The sequence below is a fragment of the Neptuniibacter marinus genome, from assembly GCF_001597725.1.
GTDB lineage: Bacteria > Pseudomonadota > Gammaproteobacteria > Pseudomonadales > Balneatricaceae > Neptuniibacter > Neptuniibacter marinus.
This window is the reverse complement of record NZ_LUTR01000002.1, coordinates 82,713-98,375: the sequence shown is the minus strand read 5'-3', so window position 1 is coordinate 98,375 and position 15,663 is coordinate 82,713. Positions and strand designations below refer to the sequence as shown.

Sequence of the window (15,663 nt, the reverse complement as noted above, 5' to 3'; positions counted from 1 at the left end):
TAAACCTTCCTTTATGCTGTTTGGAATTTGTTCCGAACAGACTTCGCGTGTAGAATAGCTGTCCCTTTTTGCTGACTGGCGTATATATTGCAGCAGAAAGATTATTAAGACATTGATTTCGAAGTATTTTTAAGTGGGAATGGCTTATGAGCAAAGCTCTTTATTGCCCCGGTGAATTTAAAGATAACTGCGGTTTTGGCCTTATGGCACACATGCAGGGTCAAGCTAGTCACGATTTGCTAGATAAAGCAATCGAAGCGCTTGCCTGCATGACGCACCGTGGGGGTATAGCTGCAGATGGTAAGACAGGTGACGGTTGTGGCCTGTTAATGCAGAAACCTGATAGCTTCTTGCGCACAGTCGCACAGGAAGAGTTAGGCACCGAACTAGGCGAATTTTATGCAGTGGGTATGGTGTTTTTACCGTGCGAAGCTGCCAAAGCAGAAGCGGCACGTGTTGCAGTTAATACTGCGATTACTAATGAAGGTCTAGGTGTTGCAGGTTGGCGAGTGGTGCCAACGGATGATTCATGCCTTGGCCCTATAGCAAAAGATACTCTACCTCTTATCGAGCAGGTTTTTATTACTGCTGGAAGCAAGAGTGAGAGGGAGCTTGCTATTAGTTTGTTTATCGCTCGCCGTAAATCTGAAATTGCTATGGCGGCAGATGAAGATTTTTACATCTGTAGTTTCTCTGACAAAGTTATCTCCTATAAAGGATTAACTATGCCGGTGGATCTACCTGTGTTTTATCAGGATCTAGCAGATCCGCGATTAGAAACAGCGGTATGTACTTATCATCAACGCTTTTCTACAAATACAGCACCTCGCTGGCCTTTGGCGCAGCCATTCCGATTCTTGGCGCATAATGGTGAAATTAACACAGTTGAAGGTAACCGTAACTGGGCGAAGGCGCGTGCAAGTAAATTTGCAACTGATCTATTACCCAACTTGGATGAGCTACAGCCGATTGTAAATACGACCGGCTCAGATTCATCAAGTATGGATAATATGCTGGAATTCTTGTTGGTTGGCGGTATGGATATTTATCGTGCTGTACGCATGATAGTGCCGCCTGCGTGGCAGAATGTTGAAACAATGGATGCTGATTTACGTGCATTCTATGATTTTAACTCTATGCATATGGAGCCTTGGGATGGTCCTGCAGGTATGGTAATGACCGATGGTCGCTTTGCTGTCTGTATGTTGGACCGTAATGGCTTACGTCCATCTCGTTGGGTAATGACTAAGCAAGGGTACATCTGTACAGCATCAGAAATAGGTGTGTTCAGTTATAAGCCTGAAGATATTGTTGCTCAAGGTCGTGTAGGACCAGGCCAAATTCTGGCGATTGATACGGCAACTGGCGATGTTTTACATACGCAAGATGTCGATAACCGTCTGAAAGCTGCTAAACCCTATAAAGCGTGGCTGAAAGAGAACGCACTGCGTCTAGAGCAGACCATGAACTTGGATGAAGAGTCTAAATCATTTGTAGAGATGTCTGCGGATGAAGTTAAGACTCATATGAAAATGTTCCAAGTTACATTTGAAGAGCGTGAACAGATTTTGCGACCATTAGGCGAAAGCGGAATGGAAGCCATAGGTTCTATGGGCGACGACAAGCCGATGGCTGTGCTGTCCCATAGGGTGCGCTCTGTATATGATTATTTCCGTCAACAGTTTGCCCAAGTTACCAATCCACCGATCGATCCTCTTCGTGAAGCGATTGTTATGTCCTTAGAGACATGTATTGGTGCTGAGCGAAACGTATTTGAAGAAACGCCGGAACATGCACATCGTGTAATTTTAACCACCCCTGTTCTGTCGGCCAGTAAGTTTAACCGTTTGCGCGATAACAGTGAGCCAGGCTTTGACGTTATTCAAATTGATCTGAACTACGACCCTGAGAAATTTTCTTTAAAAGAAGCTATTCAAGGGATCGCAGATAAAGCAGAACAAAGTGTACGTGATGGTAAAGTTATTCTGATCCTCACGGATGCTAATATTACACGTGGTCTTTTACCTGTTCATGCTGCATTAGCAACAGGCGCTGTACACCACCGTTTGGTCGACAAAGGTTTGCGTTGCGACGCTAATCTTGTGATTGAGAGTGGTACAGTACGCGATCCGCATCATTTTGCTGTTTTGTTTGGCTTTGGTGCCACTGCTGTTTACCCGTACCTTGCCTATCGTGTGTTGAATGACTTGTGTTCTACTGGAGAGATCCAGATGGAAACTTTGCATTCCCATGAAAATTACCGCAAAGGTATTAACAAAGGTTTGATGAAGATCCTGTCGAAGATGGGTATATCAACCGTTGCTTCTTACCGTGGCGCGCAATTATTTGAAGCGATTGGTTTGAGTTCAGAGATTGTTGATCTTTGTTTCAAGGGTGTTACTAGTCGTATTGAAGGTGCTCGTTTTGAGGATTTTCAATTTGAGCAGGGCTTATTAGCTAAAGAAGCATGGGTTGCGCGTAAGCCTATCCAGGCGGGTGGATTGCTGAAGTATAAGCATGACGGTGAGTATCACGCATACAACCCTGATGTGGTTCGTACTATCCATGAAGCTGTTCAGACCGGTAACCCAGAAGCATATCAGCGTTATGCTGCGTTAGTGAATAACCGTGGTTATGCAACCTTACGTGATATGTTGGGGCTGCGTAAAGGTGTGCAATCTATCTCCATTGACGAAGTGGAGCCGATAGAAAATATCTTTAAACGTTTTGACTCGGCAGCAATGTCTCTTGGTGCGCTATCCCCTGAAGCTCATGAAGCTTTAGCTGTTGCCATGAACGAATTAGGAGGTCGCTCTAACTCTGGCGAAGGTGGTGAAGACCCTGCTCGTCATGGCACCATGAAACGCTCTAAAATTAAACAGGTTGCTTCAGGACGTTTCGGTGTAACGCCTGAATACTTGTCGAATGCTGAAGTACTACAGATTAAAGTCGCTCAAGGTGCAAAACCGGGTGAAGGTGGACAATTACCAGGTGGTAAGGTCAACGACCTTATTGCTCGCCTACGTTTCTCCGTACCGGGTGTTACTCTAATTTCACCACCGCCTCATCACGATATTTACTCTATCGAAGATTTGGCTCAGTTGATTTTTGATCTAAAACAAGTGAATCCAGAAGCTCTTGTTTCAGTAAAATTAGTATCGCGCCCAGGTGTAGGTACTATCGCTTGTGGTGTGGCTAAGGCTTACGCTGATCTGATTACTATCTCTGGTTATGATGGTGGTACAGCGGCATCACCGATAACTTCTATCCATTATGCAGGCTCCCCTTGGGAGTTAGGTTTAGCGGATGCTCATCAGTCACTTCGTGGGAATCAACTGCGCGGCAATATTCGGTTGCAGACAGATGGCGGTCTTAAGACTGGCTTGGATGTAATTAAAGGTGCAATATTAGGTGCTGAAAGCTTTGGCTTTGGTACTATGCCGATGGTTGCTCTAGGTTGTAAATACCTTCGTATCTGTCACCTAAATAACTGTGCGACCGGTGTGGCAACGCAGAATGAAAAGCTACGTGAAGATCACTTCCGCGGCACCGTTGAAATGGTTAAAAATTTCTTCAGGTTTATTGCAGAAGAAACTCGTCAACTTATGGCACAACTTGGTGTTCGCACTATGGAAGAGCTTGTTGGTCGAGTAGATCTTTTGGAAGCCTTGGATGGTGATACGCCACGTCAGAAGAACTTAGATCTAAGTCCTATTTTGGCTTCAGCTGGTGATGAATTCCCGAACACGTGTCAAGTTGAGCGTAACGAGCCTTACGATACTGCCCAGTTGAATAACCAGATGATTGAGTTAACTCAGTCAGCGATTGATATGAAGCAGGGCGGTGAATGGGCGCTGACGATTACCAACTGCGATCGCTCTGTTGGTGCTCGTACATCGGGTGCTATTGCTAAGAAGCATGGCAACCTTGGTATGTCTGACAAGCCAATGACCTTTAACTTTAAAGGACATGCGGGGCAGTCTTTCGGTGTATGGAATGCCGGTGGCCAGAACTTGTACCTAGAAGGTGATGCTAACGATTATGTTGGTAAAGGCATGGCGGGCGGCAAGATTGTTATCCGACCATTTGCTGAAGTGACCTTTAAATCAAATGAAACTGCCATTATGGGTAACACCTGTTTATACGGTGCCACAGGCGGTAAATTGTTTGCTGCAGGTCAAGCTGGTGAACGTTTTGGTGTTCGTAACTCTGGTGTTCACGCGGTTGTTGAAGGTGCAGGCGACCACTGTTGTGAATATATGACAGGCGGTTTAGTCACAGTTCTTGGTGCAACGGGGTATAACTTTGGTGCAGGTATGACGGGTGGTTTTGCGTATGTATTGGATGTCGATAATAACTTTGTGGATAAGTATAACCATGAGTTAGTTGAGATTCAGCGTATCCATACTGAAAGTATGGAAGCATACAAAAACCATCTACGCTCAGTCATTATTGAATTTACCAAAGAAACTGGCAGTGCTTGGGGTCGAGAGATTATTGATAATCTTGATGACTATATTGGTCGATTTTGGTTGGTTAAACCGAAAGCGGCTAGTTTAAATGATTTACTGACTAGTATTCGTACACGCCCAGAATAAGTGCTACGTACCATTTGGTATATGAAGAATAATCTGCAATCTCCTAATTTGTCGGGAGATTGCTTTTAAGAGGTGAGGATTATGGCTGGCCGTTTAAATAACGATTTTCAGTTCCTCGATGTAGGCCGTAAAGGGCCTCAGAAAATTGATGCTGATGTGCGTAAAGAAGGATTCGGTGAAATATACGAGCCTTTTGATAAACCCGATGCATCAGAACAGTCGCATCGATGCTTAGAGTGCGGTAACCCGTATTGCTCATGGAAGTGTCCAGTACACAACCATATCCCTGATTGGTTAAAGCTGATTTCGGAAGGAAATATTATTGAGGCGGCTGAGCTTAGCCACCAAACAAACTCATTACCTGAAGTGTGTGGTCGTGTTTGTCCTCAGGACCGTTTATGTGAAGGGGCTTGTACTCTTAATGATGGTTTTGGTGCGGTAACTATTGGCTCGGTTGAAAAATATATTACAGACACCGCTTTTGCGATGGGCTGGAAACCTGATATGTCTAAGGTTTCAGCGACTGATAAAAAAGTGGCCGTTATTGGTGCAGGTCCTGCGGGCCTTGCAGCTGCGGATATACTTGCACGTAATGGCGTGGAAGCTGTTGTCTTTGACCGCAATCCAGAGATTGGCGGCTTGTTAACATTTGGTATTCCAGAGTTTAAGCTGGAAAAAAATGTTATGTCTCGTCGCCGTGAAATCTTTACTGAGATGGGTATTGAATTCCAGTTAAATACCGAAGTTGGTAAAGATGTATTTATGCAAGACCTTGTCGATCAATATGATGCGGTGTTCCTAGGTATGGGTACCTATACCTACATGAAAGGTGGTTTTCCAGGTGAAGATTTGGAGGGTGTTTATGATGCACTTCCATTTTTGATCTCTAATGTTAATCACTGTCTGGGTTTTGAGAAAGATCCAGCCGACTTTATCGACCTTAAAGGTAAGAAGGTTGTAGTGTTGGGCGGTGGTGATACAGCCATGGACTGTAACCGTACTTCTATCCGTCAAGGTGCAGAATCTGTTATCTGTGCTTATCGTCGTGATGAGGCAAACATGCCTGGTTCTAAACGCGAAGTTGAGAATGCCCGAGAAGAGGGTGTTCAATTTCAGTTTAACCGTCAACCTATAGAAGTTGTTGGTGAAAACGGTAAAGTGACCGGGATTAAAGTTGTTAGCACTCAAATGGGTGAGCCTGATGAAAATGGTCGCCGTCGTGCTGAGGTGGTATCTGGATCTGAGGAAGTTATTCCAACTGATGCAGTATTAGTGGCTTTTGGCTTCCGTCCAAGTCCAGCGCCTTGGTTTGCTGACTTCGGTATCGATCTGCATGAAGATGGTCGAGTCAAGGCACCTGAGCAGCATGCGTACCCATTCCAGACTACCAATGAAAAGGTGTTCGCGGGTGGTGATATGGTACGTGGATCTGATCTCGTTGTGACGGCGATTGCTGAAGGTCGTAAAGCGGCTGAAGGAATCTTGGATTATTTAGAAGTTTAAGCTTTTAGATTATCTTGAAAAAAGGCCGCATTCGCGGCCTTTTTTATTAGAAGTACTTATCAGCGTTGACTATTTTTTGGTGAATAGACATTAAGAACTTATTAATAGCGACCTCTTCGCCTTTCAGTGTATTAGGGTAAGAGCCGTGAATGAGTTCCCTGTTCTCGCGTAAGATAGATAGCTGGTAAGCACCTTCCTCGTTATCCGTATTGATTTTACTAATAATAATTAACCCCTTATTTGATGACCCAGACTTATTGGTGGTCTGTATATTATTGGCACCATACATTTTCAGACGATCTTTTAGTTTAAGGTTAAAGCTATTAACTTGTTGCTCTTGAGAGGTACTGGAGGTTGACGTTGTTAACCAAACTATTTCGTGTTCGAAAACGGCCAAAGGTTGAGGTGTCAGTGGCAGCTCTTTTACAGAATGGCTTTGGCAGCCAGTCAATATGCCTAAGAGCAGTAAAAAATAAAGTGCTGATTTAATCTGTATCATCAGTTATTAAAATTGTTTATACATTTACAGGTAATTCCTGTCAGAAATCGTTAGAATATCGGCCAATTCGAATTTACAAGATATAAGTGGCTGACACAAATGGCTGAACTCAAAAATGATCGTTTTTTACGTGCTCTTCTTAATGAACCTGTAGATGCAACACCCGTATGGATGATGCGTCAGGCGGGACGTTACCTTCCAGAATATAGAGAAACGCGTGCTAAAGCAGGTGATTTCTTAAGCCTTTGCAAAAATAAAGAGCTTGCTTGTGAAGTAACTATTCAGCCATTAGAGCGTTATGATCTTGATGCCGCAATTCTATTCTCTGACATTTTAACGATCCCAGACGCAATGGGATTGGGACTTTACTTTGAAGTAGGTGAAGGTCCACGGTTTAAGAAAATTGTTCGTACAGAGAAAGATGTTGCAGACCTACCGGTACCTGATGCTGCAACAGACCTTGATTATGTGATGAATGCAGTGAAAGAGATTCGTCGCGAATTAAATGGGCGTGTTCCTCTTATCGGTTTTTCTGGCAGCCCATGGACCTTAGCCACATACATGGTTGAAGGTGGTTCTAGTAAAGATTTTCGCCACGTTAAACAGATGATGTATGCAACACCTGAAGTTATGCATACTCTTTTGGATAAGTTAGCTCAATCTGTCACTACATACTTGAATGAGCAGATTCGTTCTGGTGCGCAAGCCGTACAGATATTTGATACTTGGGGTGGCGCATTAAGTGGTCCTTGCTACCAAGAGTTTTCGTTAAAGTACATGAAGCAGATCGTTGATGGTTTGATTCGTGAGCATGATGGACGCAAAGTGCCGGTTATTCTGTTTACTAAAAATGGTGGGCAGTGGCTTGAAGTAATGGCGGAAACCGGTGCGGATGCCTTAGGTTTGGATTGGACGACAGATATTGGCAATGCACGCGCTCGAGTGGGCGATAAAGTTGCGCTGCAAGGAAATATGGATCCAAGTGTCTTATATGCACCGGCAAGCCGTATCGAGCAAGAGGTTGAATTTATTTTAGGCCAGTATGGTAATGGATCTGGGCATGTATTTAACCTTGGCCATGGTATTCACCAGTTTGTTGATCCGAAACAGCCTAAAGCGTTTGTTGATGCGGTGCATGAGTTAAGTGCTAAGTATCACGCATGATTTTTTTGTGAGGAGCTAAGGTGCTTCTCTATTTTTTTATTAATTTCTTATCAAGGAAGATGTTTATGATTAAACGTAGTGTGTCTATTGCTGTTTTAGGCTCTGTTTTAACGCTTGGAGGATGTGCTGGTAGCGCAGATCATGAAGTTGTTTCTGCGTATAGCGCTTCGGATGAAGTCATGAATTGTGAGCAGCTGACGGCAGAGCAGGTGCGAGTTCAGGCGATTATTAATGCCGTGAATCAGGATAAGGATGATGTTACAGGCAAAGATATGTTGGATGGGCTTTTATGGTTTCCATTTAACTTGATTGCAAAGAGTAATAACTATAATTCAGCAATCAATGCTGCTAATACTCGTTTAATGCGTATTGATAGTTTGCGTCAAGAAAAAACGTGCAGTGAGGATCAGTTAGTCGAAGCTGAAAAGAGTCTTGAATTAAGGTTACAAGAACTAAAAAGTTTGCGTGAAAAAGATTTGATTACAGAAGAAGAGTATAACCAGTCTAGAAAAAAGGCTTTATCTAGGACTTAAAGAGTATATCTTTAACCAAAAGAAGCGGGCTACAAGCTCGCTTTTTGTTATCAGAAACTAATATGAAACGGCTAACTGAATTACTAGAAAGTAACCGCCAATGGGCGGATAAGATTAACAAGGAAGATCCTCTTTTTTTTGAGACGTTAGCACAGCAGCAGGCTCCAGAGTATTTATGGATTGGGTGTTCTGATAGCCGTGTTCCCGCTAATGAAATTGTGGATATGTTGCCTGGTGAGCTTTTTGTGCATCGTAATGTTTCGAATTTAGTCATTCATACTGATATGAATTGTATGTCTGTTATTCAGTATGCGGTCGAAGTTCTCAAAGTTAAGCATATTATGGTTGTTGGTCATTATGGTTGTGGAGGGGTTAAAGCTGCAATCGAGACTGAACCACACGGTTTAATCGATAACTGGTTGAGGCATATTCGCGATGTATATAAAAAGCATCGTGAACTTTTATCTGTTTGGGATCACTCTCATCAGCAGTTAGACCGTTTGTGTGAGTTGAATGTGATTGAGCAAGCAAGCAACGTCTGCGAAACCACTATAGTTCAGAAAGCTTGGACTAATGAGCAGGAGCTCACTGTTCACGGCTGGATCTATGGTCTTAATGATGGTCTTGTTAACGACCTTGAATTTAACGCATCGTCTCTCGATGAAGTTGATGAACAATATGGTTTAGCCATCAGAAAAATTGAAAAACTAAAGGAGCTGGCTCAAGCTTCTGATAAAGACAACCAAAATGCACGCTCATTGTGGAACAAATTACGCGCGTTATTTAATTAAGTGTGTTTTTGGTCTGCCTATAAAAAACGGTTGGAGCTTTCGCTACCAACCGTTTTTTGTTCTGAATTCAATGCTCTGAGTTTAATGCTCAGGCTTTAGTTGTTGATCGCTGCTAATGCCTGATCTAGATCGGCAATGAGGTCATCAATATGCTCTATACCTATAGATAAGCGAATCATTTCTGGCGAGACACCCGCAGATGCTAACTCTTCATCATTCAACTGACGATGGGTCGTTTCAGCAGGAATCGAAGCGAGTGATTTGCAGTCGCCGATGTTTACTAAACGTAAGAAAATTTGCAGTGCGTCATAGAATTTACGTGTGCCTTCTCTGCCTGCTTTTACGCCAAAGCTTAGAATGCCAGAGGCTTGGCCGTTCATGTACTTTTGAGCGAGTGCATAGTCTTTGTGGCTTTCGAGCCCCGCGTATTTAACCCAGCCAACCGCATCGTGGTTTTCTAAAAAGTTAGCGACTTTACGTGTGTTTTCATTTACGCGTTCCATGCGTAGACTAAGTGTTTCTAGTCCTTGTAGTAATAAGAAAGCATTCATGGGACTAAGTGCGGCTCCCATATTGCGAAGCGGTACCACGCGGCAGCGTCCAATAAATGCAGCAGGACCAAAGGCTTCAGTATATACCACGCCGTGGTAGGAAATATCAGGCGTGTTTAATAAAGGGAAGCGTTCAGCGTTATCAGCCCAAGAGAAGTTACCAGAATCGATGATGACGCCACCGATTGAGTTACCATGTCCACCAATATATTTGGTTGCTGCTTGTACAATAATGTCTGCGCCGTGTTCGATCGGGCGCCACATGGCAGGGCTAGGCACTGTATTGTCAACGATAAGTGGGATGCCGTTACGATGGGCGATCTCTGCTAACGTTTCAATATCGGCGATGCCACCAGATGGGTTGCCGACGGATTCACAGTAAATACCTTTAGTTCGCTCATCTATTTGCGCTTCGATAGCCGCTGCATCGTCTTTATTTACAAAGCGGCATTCAATGCCTTGGCGGGGCAAAGTATGAGCAAATAGGTTGTATGTACCACCGTAGAGTTCGCTGGTAGAGATGAAGTTATCGCCGGTTTCTGCAAGTGTTTGTATGGTGTATGTAATAGCCGCCATACCAGATGCAACGGCAAGCGCGGCAACGCCGCCTTCCATTTCTGCAACACGCTTTTCTAATATATCGTTGGTGGGATTCGTAATGCGGGTGTATATATTACCGGGTACTTTTAAGTCAAAGAGGTCTGCGCCGTGTTGAGCATCATCAAAGGCATAAGATGTGGTTTGGTAAATAGGAACCGCGGCAGATTTAGTGGTTGGGTCTATTTCATATCCGCCATGTATCGCTACAGTTTCCAATTTCATGTTTATCTCCTAAGGGCAGGCCTGCATTATTGTTAGGCAACTGATTGTAGTGCATCTATTGAATAAATGAAGGCTGTTTTCGGTATTTATCAAGATCAACGTAAAGATCAGTAGGTTATAGGATTTAGGTTGGGTAAAATTCTAAAAAATTTACAGCAATTTGGAGAGGCCTAATGGCACGTCAGAAAACGGCTTACGTCTGTAATGACTGTGGAGCGGATTACACAAAGTGGCAAGGCCAATGTACGGAGTGCCATGCGTGGAATACTTTGACGGAAGTCCGGTTGTCGACTGCAAAATCAAATGCAAATGAAACACGTAATGTTCGCTTTGATGGTTATGCTGGTGGGGCAAAGCAGCAGAGTGTCGTTAACCTTTCTGAGGTCGCTTTGGAGGAGATGCCGCGTTTTTCATCTGGAGCGGGTGAATTGGATCGTGTGTTAGGCGGTGGTTTAGTGCCTGGTTCTGCGGTGCTAATGGGCGGTCATCCGGGAGCAGGTAAAAGTACTTTATTGTTGCAAACCATGTGTTATCTGGCTGAGCAGATGCCAGCCCTATATGTAACAGGTGAGGAGTCATTGCAGCAGGTTGCTATGCGTGCGAGCCGTTTAAATTTACCGACGGGGCAGTTAAAAATGCTCTCGGAAACCAGTGTGGAAACTATCTGTGATGTGGCGCAAACACTCAAGCCAAAAGTGATGGTAATTGATTCTATACAGGTAATGCATATGGCAGATGTGCAATCTGCGCCAGGCTCCGTATCGCAGGTAAGAGAGTCTGCGGCTTACTTAACTCGTTTTGCAAAGCAGACAGGTACCGTACTGTTTTTGGTTGGACATGTTACTAAGGATGGTTCATTGGCAGGCCCTAAAGTCTTGGAGCATATGATTGATTGCTCGTTGCAACTGGAAGGTTCAGCTGATTCTCGTTTCCGGACACTTCGTTCGCATAAAAACCGTTTTGGGGCGGTGAATGAACTGGGTGTGTTTGCCATGTTGGAAACGGGTCTTAAAGAGGTTAAAAATCCAAGCTCAATTTTCTTAAGCCGCGAAGAGGGTCCTAGCCCTGGTAGTGTGGTTATGGTCGTTTGGGAAGGAACACGGCCTTTGCTTGTTGAGATTCAAGCACTGGTTGACCAATCCCATATGAATAACCCACGACGGGTTGCTGTGGGTTTGGAGCAAAACCGAATGGCGATGTTGTTGGCGGTATTACATCGTCATGGTGGCTTGATGACGGGTGATCAAGACGTATTTGTAAACGTTGTCGGCGGGGTAAAGGTATTGGAAACAAGTGCAGATCTGGCGTTATTGCTTGCAGTTGTATCTAGCTTTAAGGATCAGGCTTTACCTCATGATTTAATGGTATTTGGGGAAGTAGGCTTATCTGGGGAAATACGACCTGTACCTAACGGGCAGGAGCGAATAAGAGAAGCGGCAAAACATGGTTTTAAACGGGCGATTGTGCCTAAAGGCAATGTACCTAAAGAGGCTTTAGCTGGAATGGAGATTGTTCCTGTTACTAAGTTGACCGAAGCGCTTGAGGCGCTTTAATCTGTTTCTGTAGTAAAAAGGTGGTCGAGTTCCCGCTCTAGTAAAGAGGGCTCACCTAGATTTAGCTCGACTAACCGGCGTAGTAAAGTCAGTGAATCTAGATCTAAGTTTTCTATTAAAAAACCATACTCATCTTCGTGTTTGTGGGTCAGGCTCACAGGGGTGCGTATACTCAGGCTATCCCCTTGTATATGGATGGTAGCGAACGCTTCATCGCCTAAAGATAAGTTAAGGGGGCGAGCGCTTTTTATTAATATACCGTTAAACGATATATCAATTAGGGTTACCTCGTAGATATGATCACCTTGCTGTAGTTCCGTTCTTGCATCAAAATCAATGCGAGTAAAACGGCGGCGCTCAGTATTAGGTGTAGTCACAATATTGGTTTCCCTATGGTCCCTATGATGATGTTATCTTAGTATAGACGTGCATATAAAATAAATAGCTGTGTTTGACGGATCGTTGTTTCTCACGATGTTTGATGTGCTGGGTTTTTGAATAATTGCCTATAAACTGAGCTATATCATGGTTGTTCTGCATGCTTGTCCTTAAGCTTCGCAACAAAAACCTTTAATGAGTAAGGGTTATTATGTTTTTAGAAACTTTGTTGGATGTGTCTAGCGGCAGTCGTCATTCGCGATATTTTAATCAAACGCGTAGCTATTATTTGTTTCGCCGGATACGAATAATTGCTTTTCTATTAGCCCTTATTCAGCCTGCGTGGTTTTTAGTTGATTATTTTCTATTGCCTGAAGATATGCTGGACTCCATAGCGCTTGCGCGTGTTGTCGGAGCATTAGGCTGTTTGTTTCTCTCGTTGTGGAGTTTTAAACGCTACAGTTTGAAATTCGCGCAGCTGCGTTTGGTGATTCTGGTGATATTGTTGTCAGGATTCCAAACAGCCTCTAGTACACTTCTGTTGATACAAGGCTATGATTCTAATGTGGCTGGGTATCATTTTTTCCCTTTTATGATTATTACGATGATGGCTATTTTCCCGCTCGCCATTAGTGAAGCTTTATGTTTTTCCTTGGGCGTGCTTTTAATTGAATTTGTCACGCAGCTGTTAAGAGGAACGGTAGGGGATGTTGAGGCGATCAATAGTTTATGGCTGTTAGCTGTTCTTGGTTTGATTGCTGGTTGGGCTGCGGTTAATCAGTTGAATATGTTACTAGGTTTATATCGACAGGCGACGCGAGATCCTTTGACTGGGTTGTCTAATCGTCGTCAAGCAATGGATCAGTTATCACTTGATATACTTCAGGCTCGCGAGCGGGGGCAAGCATTAAGCGTATTGTTGTTCGATTTAGATAAGTTTAAAAACTTAAATGATAGTTATGGTCATGCAGCGGGTGATCTTGTCTTAAAGTCTTTTGCTAAAGTCATGCGAAAACACGCCCGTAAACGTATAGATCTGGTATGTCGGTATGGGGGGGAAGAGTTTTTGATGGTGCTGCCAAGGATGAATGTTATAGAAGCTAAAGAGGTGGCGGAGGTTATTCGCTTAGCTTGTCATACTGAAAAAGTGACTGCGCCAAATGGTGATAAAATTGGTTTTACTGCGAGTATAGGCATTGCTGAGCTGAATAGCAGTGATGATATAGAGTCCCTGTTGAAACGTTCAGATGATGGGCTTTATGCAGCAAAAAATGCGGGAAGAGATCAGCTTTATGTGGCTGTTTGAGGTTTTTCATAATCTCGTATTTATTCTGTCGTTATAAAAAAACCGAGGCACTGCCTCGGTTTTTTGTTAGTCGTAATCGTTTAACCTAGATCGACCATACGTTTGTATTTGATACGCTCAGGCTGATGCTCTTTACCATAACGACGTTTGTAATCGTCCTGATATTCAGTGTAGTTGCCCTCAAAGAACTCAACCTTAGAGTCGCCTTCGTAGGCCAGCATATGTGTACAGATACGGTCTAGGAACCAACGGTCATGGGAGATAACAACCGCACAGCCAGGGAAGGCAAGTATAGCTTCCTCCAAGGCACGTAGTGTCTCTATATCTAAATCGTTGGTCGGCTCATCAAGAAGAAGAACGTTGCCGCCCTCTTTAAGTAGTTTCGCCATATGTAAGCGGTTACGCTCACCACCGGATAGATCCTTGACAAATTTCTGCTGATCGCCACCTTTAAAGTTAAAGCGACCGCAATAAGCGCGTGATGGTGTTTGGTAATTACCTACAGTAATAATATCTTGGCCATCAGAAAGTTCTTCAAAAACGGTCTTATCACCATTAAGGTCACGGGATTGGTTAACGTAAGCGAGTTCGACGGTTGAACCAATTTCAATCTCACCGGAATCTGGTTTCTCTTCGCCGCTGATCATTTTAAAGAGTGTTGATTTACCTGCGCCGTTACCACCAATGATGCCGACAATAGCGCCTTGAGGAATGGAGAAGCTAAGGTTTTCAAACAGCACTTTGTCACCATAAGCTTTAGAGATATTAACGGCATCGATAACCTTATCACCAAGACGTGGTCCAGGTGGAATGTAGATCTCTTGGGTTTCATTGCGCGTTTGGAACTCTTTTGAGTTCATCTCTTCAAACTGTTTTAAGCGTGCTTTTGATTTAGATTGACGCCCTTTTTGCCCTTGACGAACCCACTCTAACTCAGAAGAAACGGCTTTTTGATGGGCAGCTTCCTGTTTGGCTTCTTGCGCGAGGCGTTGCTCTTTTTGTTCTAGCCAAGAGGAGTAGTTGCCCTCATAAGGAATCCCGCGTCCACGGTCAAGCTCCAATATCCAGCCTGCAGCGTTATCAAGGAAGTAGCGGTCATGGGTGATCGCAACAACCGTGCCTGGGTATTCTTGCAGGAAGCGTTCAATCCATGCAACAGACTCAGCATCCAGATGGTTGGTAGGCTCGTCTAGTAGTAGCATGTCAGGCTTATCTAACAATAAACGGCATAAAGCAACACGGCGACGTTCACCACCGGATAGGTTTTTAACTTCAGCATCCCAAGGGGGAAGGCGCATCGCATCGGCAGCACGTTCAAGTGCGGTGTCTAGGTTGTGACCATCTTTGGCTTGAATAAGGTCTTCAAATTGTGCCTGTTTTTTGGCGAGTTCATCGAAGTCTGCATCCGGTTCAGCATAAGCAGCATAGACTGCCTCTAAGCCATCAAGTGCTTCTTTTACATCAGCGACTGACTCTTCGATAACTTCACGAACTGTTTTCGTATCGTCTAATTCAGGTTCTTGAGGAAGGTAGCCGATGTTTAGACCTGGCATTGGATGGGCTTCACCAATAATTTCAGTATCAAGCCCTGCCATAATTTTTAAAAGAGTAGATTTACCTGAGCCGTTAAGCCCTAATACGCCGATTTTAGCGCCAGGAAAAAAAGAGAGGGAGATATCTTTCAGAATTTCGCGTTTTGGCGGTACAACTTTGCCTACGCGGTTCATTGAATAAACGAACTGAGCCATGCAGTAACCTGTCTGTTTTGTCAGAAATTAATGCAGTAATTTTAACGGAAATAGCAGGTAGAAGGCTATCGCCTGAGTAAATCAATCGATAAAAGTAGAGATTATTTTTCCTCTTTAAAGAGGAAAAATCCTAGAAGTTTGCATGTTGAGTACAATTGAAGAGTTTTTGAGTCTGTTTCAAGTGTAACCCCGCAAATGTTTCGTTATAATACCGCCT

General features: G+C 43.8%; 11 protein-coding genes. 7 read left to right on the top strand and 4 right to left on the bottom strand.

The annotated features are described in order from the left end of the window. Positions 1-146 precede the first annotated feature (146 nt). Both gltB and A3774_RS02330 read left to right on the top strand, forming a co-directional pair. The gene (gltB, locus tag A3774_RS02335; protein WP_067862644.1) at positions 147-4,598 is read left to right on the top strand and encodes a glutamate synthase large subunit; all 4,452 of its coding nucleotides are present in this window, start codon (positions 147-149) and stop codon (positions 4,596-4,598) included. 81 nt (positions 4,599-4,679) lie between these two features. After that, positions 4,680-6,101 (top strand): FAD-dependent oxidoreductase, encoded by a 1,422-nt coding sequence (locus A3774_RS02330; protein ID WP_067862642.1) that lies wholly within the window; start codon positions 4,680-4,682, stop codon positions 6,099-6,101. 46 nt (positions 6,102-6,147) lie between these two features. On the opposite strand, the gene A3774_RS02325 is transcribed toward A3774_RS02330, so the two are convergent. Next, positions 6,148-6,600, bottom strand: a complete 453-nt coding sequence (locus A3774_RS02325; protein WP_156473643.1) for a hypothetical protein — start codon at positions 6,598-6,600, stop codon at positions 6,148-6,150. Between the two features lie 99 nt (positions 6,601-6,699). Here A3774_RS02325 and hemE point away from each other — a divergent pair, with 99 nt between their 5' ends. The 3 genes from hemE (at position 6,700) to can (ending at position 9,088) form a co-directional block, all read left to right on the top strand. Beyond that, complete coding sequence (gene hemE, locus A3774_RS02320; protein ID WP_067862638.1) at positions 6,700-7,764, top strand: uroporphyrinogen decarboxylase; 1,065 nt, start codon at positions 6,700-6,702, stop codon at positions 7,762-7,764. Between the two features lie 65 nt (positions 7,765-7,829). Then, positions 7,830-8,297, top strand: coding sequence for an SHOCT domain-containing protein (locus A3774_RS02315; protein WP_067862636.1), 468 nt, complete (start codon positions 7,830-7,832; stop codon positions 8,295-8,297). A 62-nt stretch (positions 8,298-8,359) separates the two neighbouring features. Then, positions 8,360-9,088: a carbonate dehydratase gene (can, locus tag A3774_RS02310; RefSeq protein ID WP_067862634.1), complete on the top strand. Its 729-nt coding sequence runs from the start codon at positions 8,360-8,362 to the stop codon at positions 9,086-9,088. A gap of 95 nt (positions 9,089-9,183) precedes the next feature. On the opposite strand, the gene A3774_RS02305 is transcribed toward can, so the two are convergent. After that, complete coding sequence (locus tag A3774_RS02305; RefSeq protein ID WP_067862632.1) at positions 9,184-10,461, bottom strand: O-acetylhomoserine aminocarboxypropyltransferase/cysteine synthase family protein; 1,278 nt, start codon at positions 10,459-10,461, stop codon at positions 9,184-9,186. A gap of 173 nt (positions 10,462-10,634) precedes the next feature. On the opposite strand from A3774_RS02305, the gene radA reads away from it, so the two are divergent. Beyond that, positions 10,635-12,014 carry a DNA repair protein RadA gene (radA, locus tag A3774_RS02300; protein ID WP_067862630.1) on the top strand — a complete coding sequence of 460 codons (1,380 nt, stop codon included), beginning with the start codon at positions 10,635-10,637 and terminating at the stop codon, positions 12,012-12,014. On the opposite strand, the gene A3774_RS02295 is transcribed toward radA, so the two are convergent. Continuing rightward, on the bottom strand, positions 12,011-12,391 hold the full coding sequence (locus tag A3774_RS02295) for a PilZ domain-containing protein (RefSeq protein WP_067862628.1): 381 nt from the start codon (positions 12,389-12,391) through the stop codon (positions 12,011-12,013). The genes radA and A3774_RS02295 overlap by 4 nt on opposite strands. A 212-nt stretch (positions 12,392-12,603) precedes the next feature. Between A3774_RS02295 and A3774_RS02290 the strand changes: the two genes are divergently transcribed. Next, positions 12,604-13,698 carry a GGDEF domain-containing protein gene (locus tag A3774_RS02290; protein WP_067862626.1) on the top strand — a complete coding sequence of 365 codons (1,095 nt, stop codon included), beginning with the start codon at positions 12,604-12,606 and terminating at the stop codon, positions 13,696-13,698. Positions 13,699-13,778: 80 nt separating this feature from the next. Here the strand turns inward: A3774_RS02290 and ettA are convergent, their stop codons facing one another. Beyond that, on the bottom strand, positions 13,779-15,446 hold the full coding sequence (gene ettA / locus A3774_RS02285; protein WP_067862625.1) for an energy-dependent translational throttle protein EttA: 1,668 nt from the start codon (positions 15,444-15,446) through the stop codon (positions 13,779-13,781). Positions 15,447-15,663 lie beyond the last annotated feature (217 nt).

Bases quoted from the DNA above. Each gene is read 5' to 3' on its own strand.
- radA (WP_067862630.1), top strand. From the start codon at position 10,635: ATGGCACGTCAGAAAACGGCTTACGTCTGTAATGACTGTGGAGCGGAT.
- ettA (WP_067862625.1), bottom strand. From the start codon at position 15,446: ATGGCTCAGTTCGTTTATTCAATGAACCGCGTAGGCAAAGTTGTACCG.
- A3774_RS02315 (WP_067862636.1), top strand. From the start codon at position 7,830: ATGATTAAACGTAGTGTGTCTATTGCTGTTTTAGGCTCTGTTTTAACG.
- A3774_RS02330 (WP_067862642.1), top strand. From the start codon at position 4,680: ATGGCTGGCCGTTTAAATAACGATTTTCAGTTCCTCGATGTAGGCCGT.
- A3774_RS02305 (WP_067862632.1), bottom strand. From the start codon at position 10,461: ATGAAATTGGAAACTGTAGCGATACATGGCGGATATGAAATAGACCCA.
- can (WP_067862634.1), top strand. From the start codon at position 8,360: ATGAAACGGCTAACTGAATTACTAGAAAGTAACCGCCAATGGGCGGAT.
- A3774_RS02325 (WP_156473643.1), bottom strand. From the start codon at position 6,600: ATGATACAGATTAAATCAGCACTTTATTTTTTACTGCTCTTAGGCATA.
- hemE (WP_067862638.1), top strand. From the start codon at position 6,700: ATGGCTGAACTCAAAAATGATCGTTTTTTACGTGCTCTTCTTAATGAA.
- gltB (WP_067862644.1), top strand. From the start codon at position 147: ATGAGCAAAGCTCTTTATTGCCCCGGTGAATTTAAAGATAACTGCGGT.
- A3774_RS02290 (WP_067862626.1), top strand. From the start codon at position 12,604: ATGTTTTTAGAAACTTTGTTGGATGTGTCTAGCGGCAGTCGTCATTCG.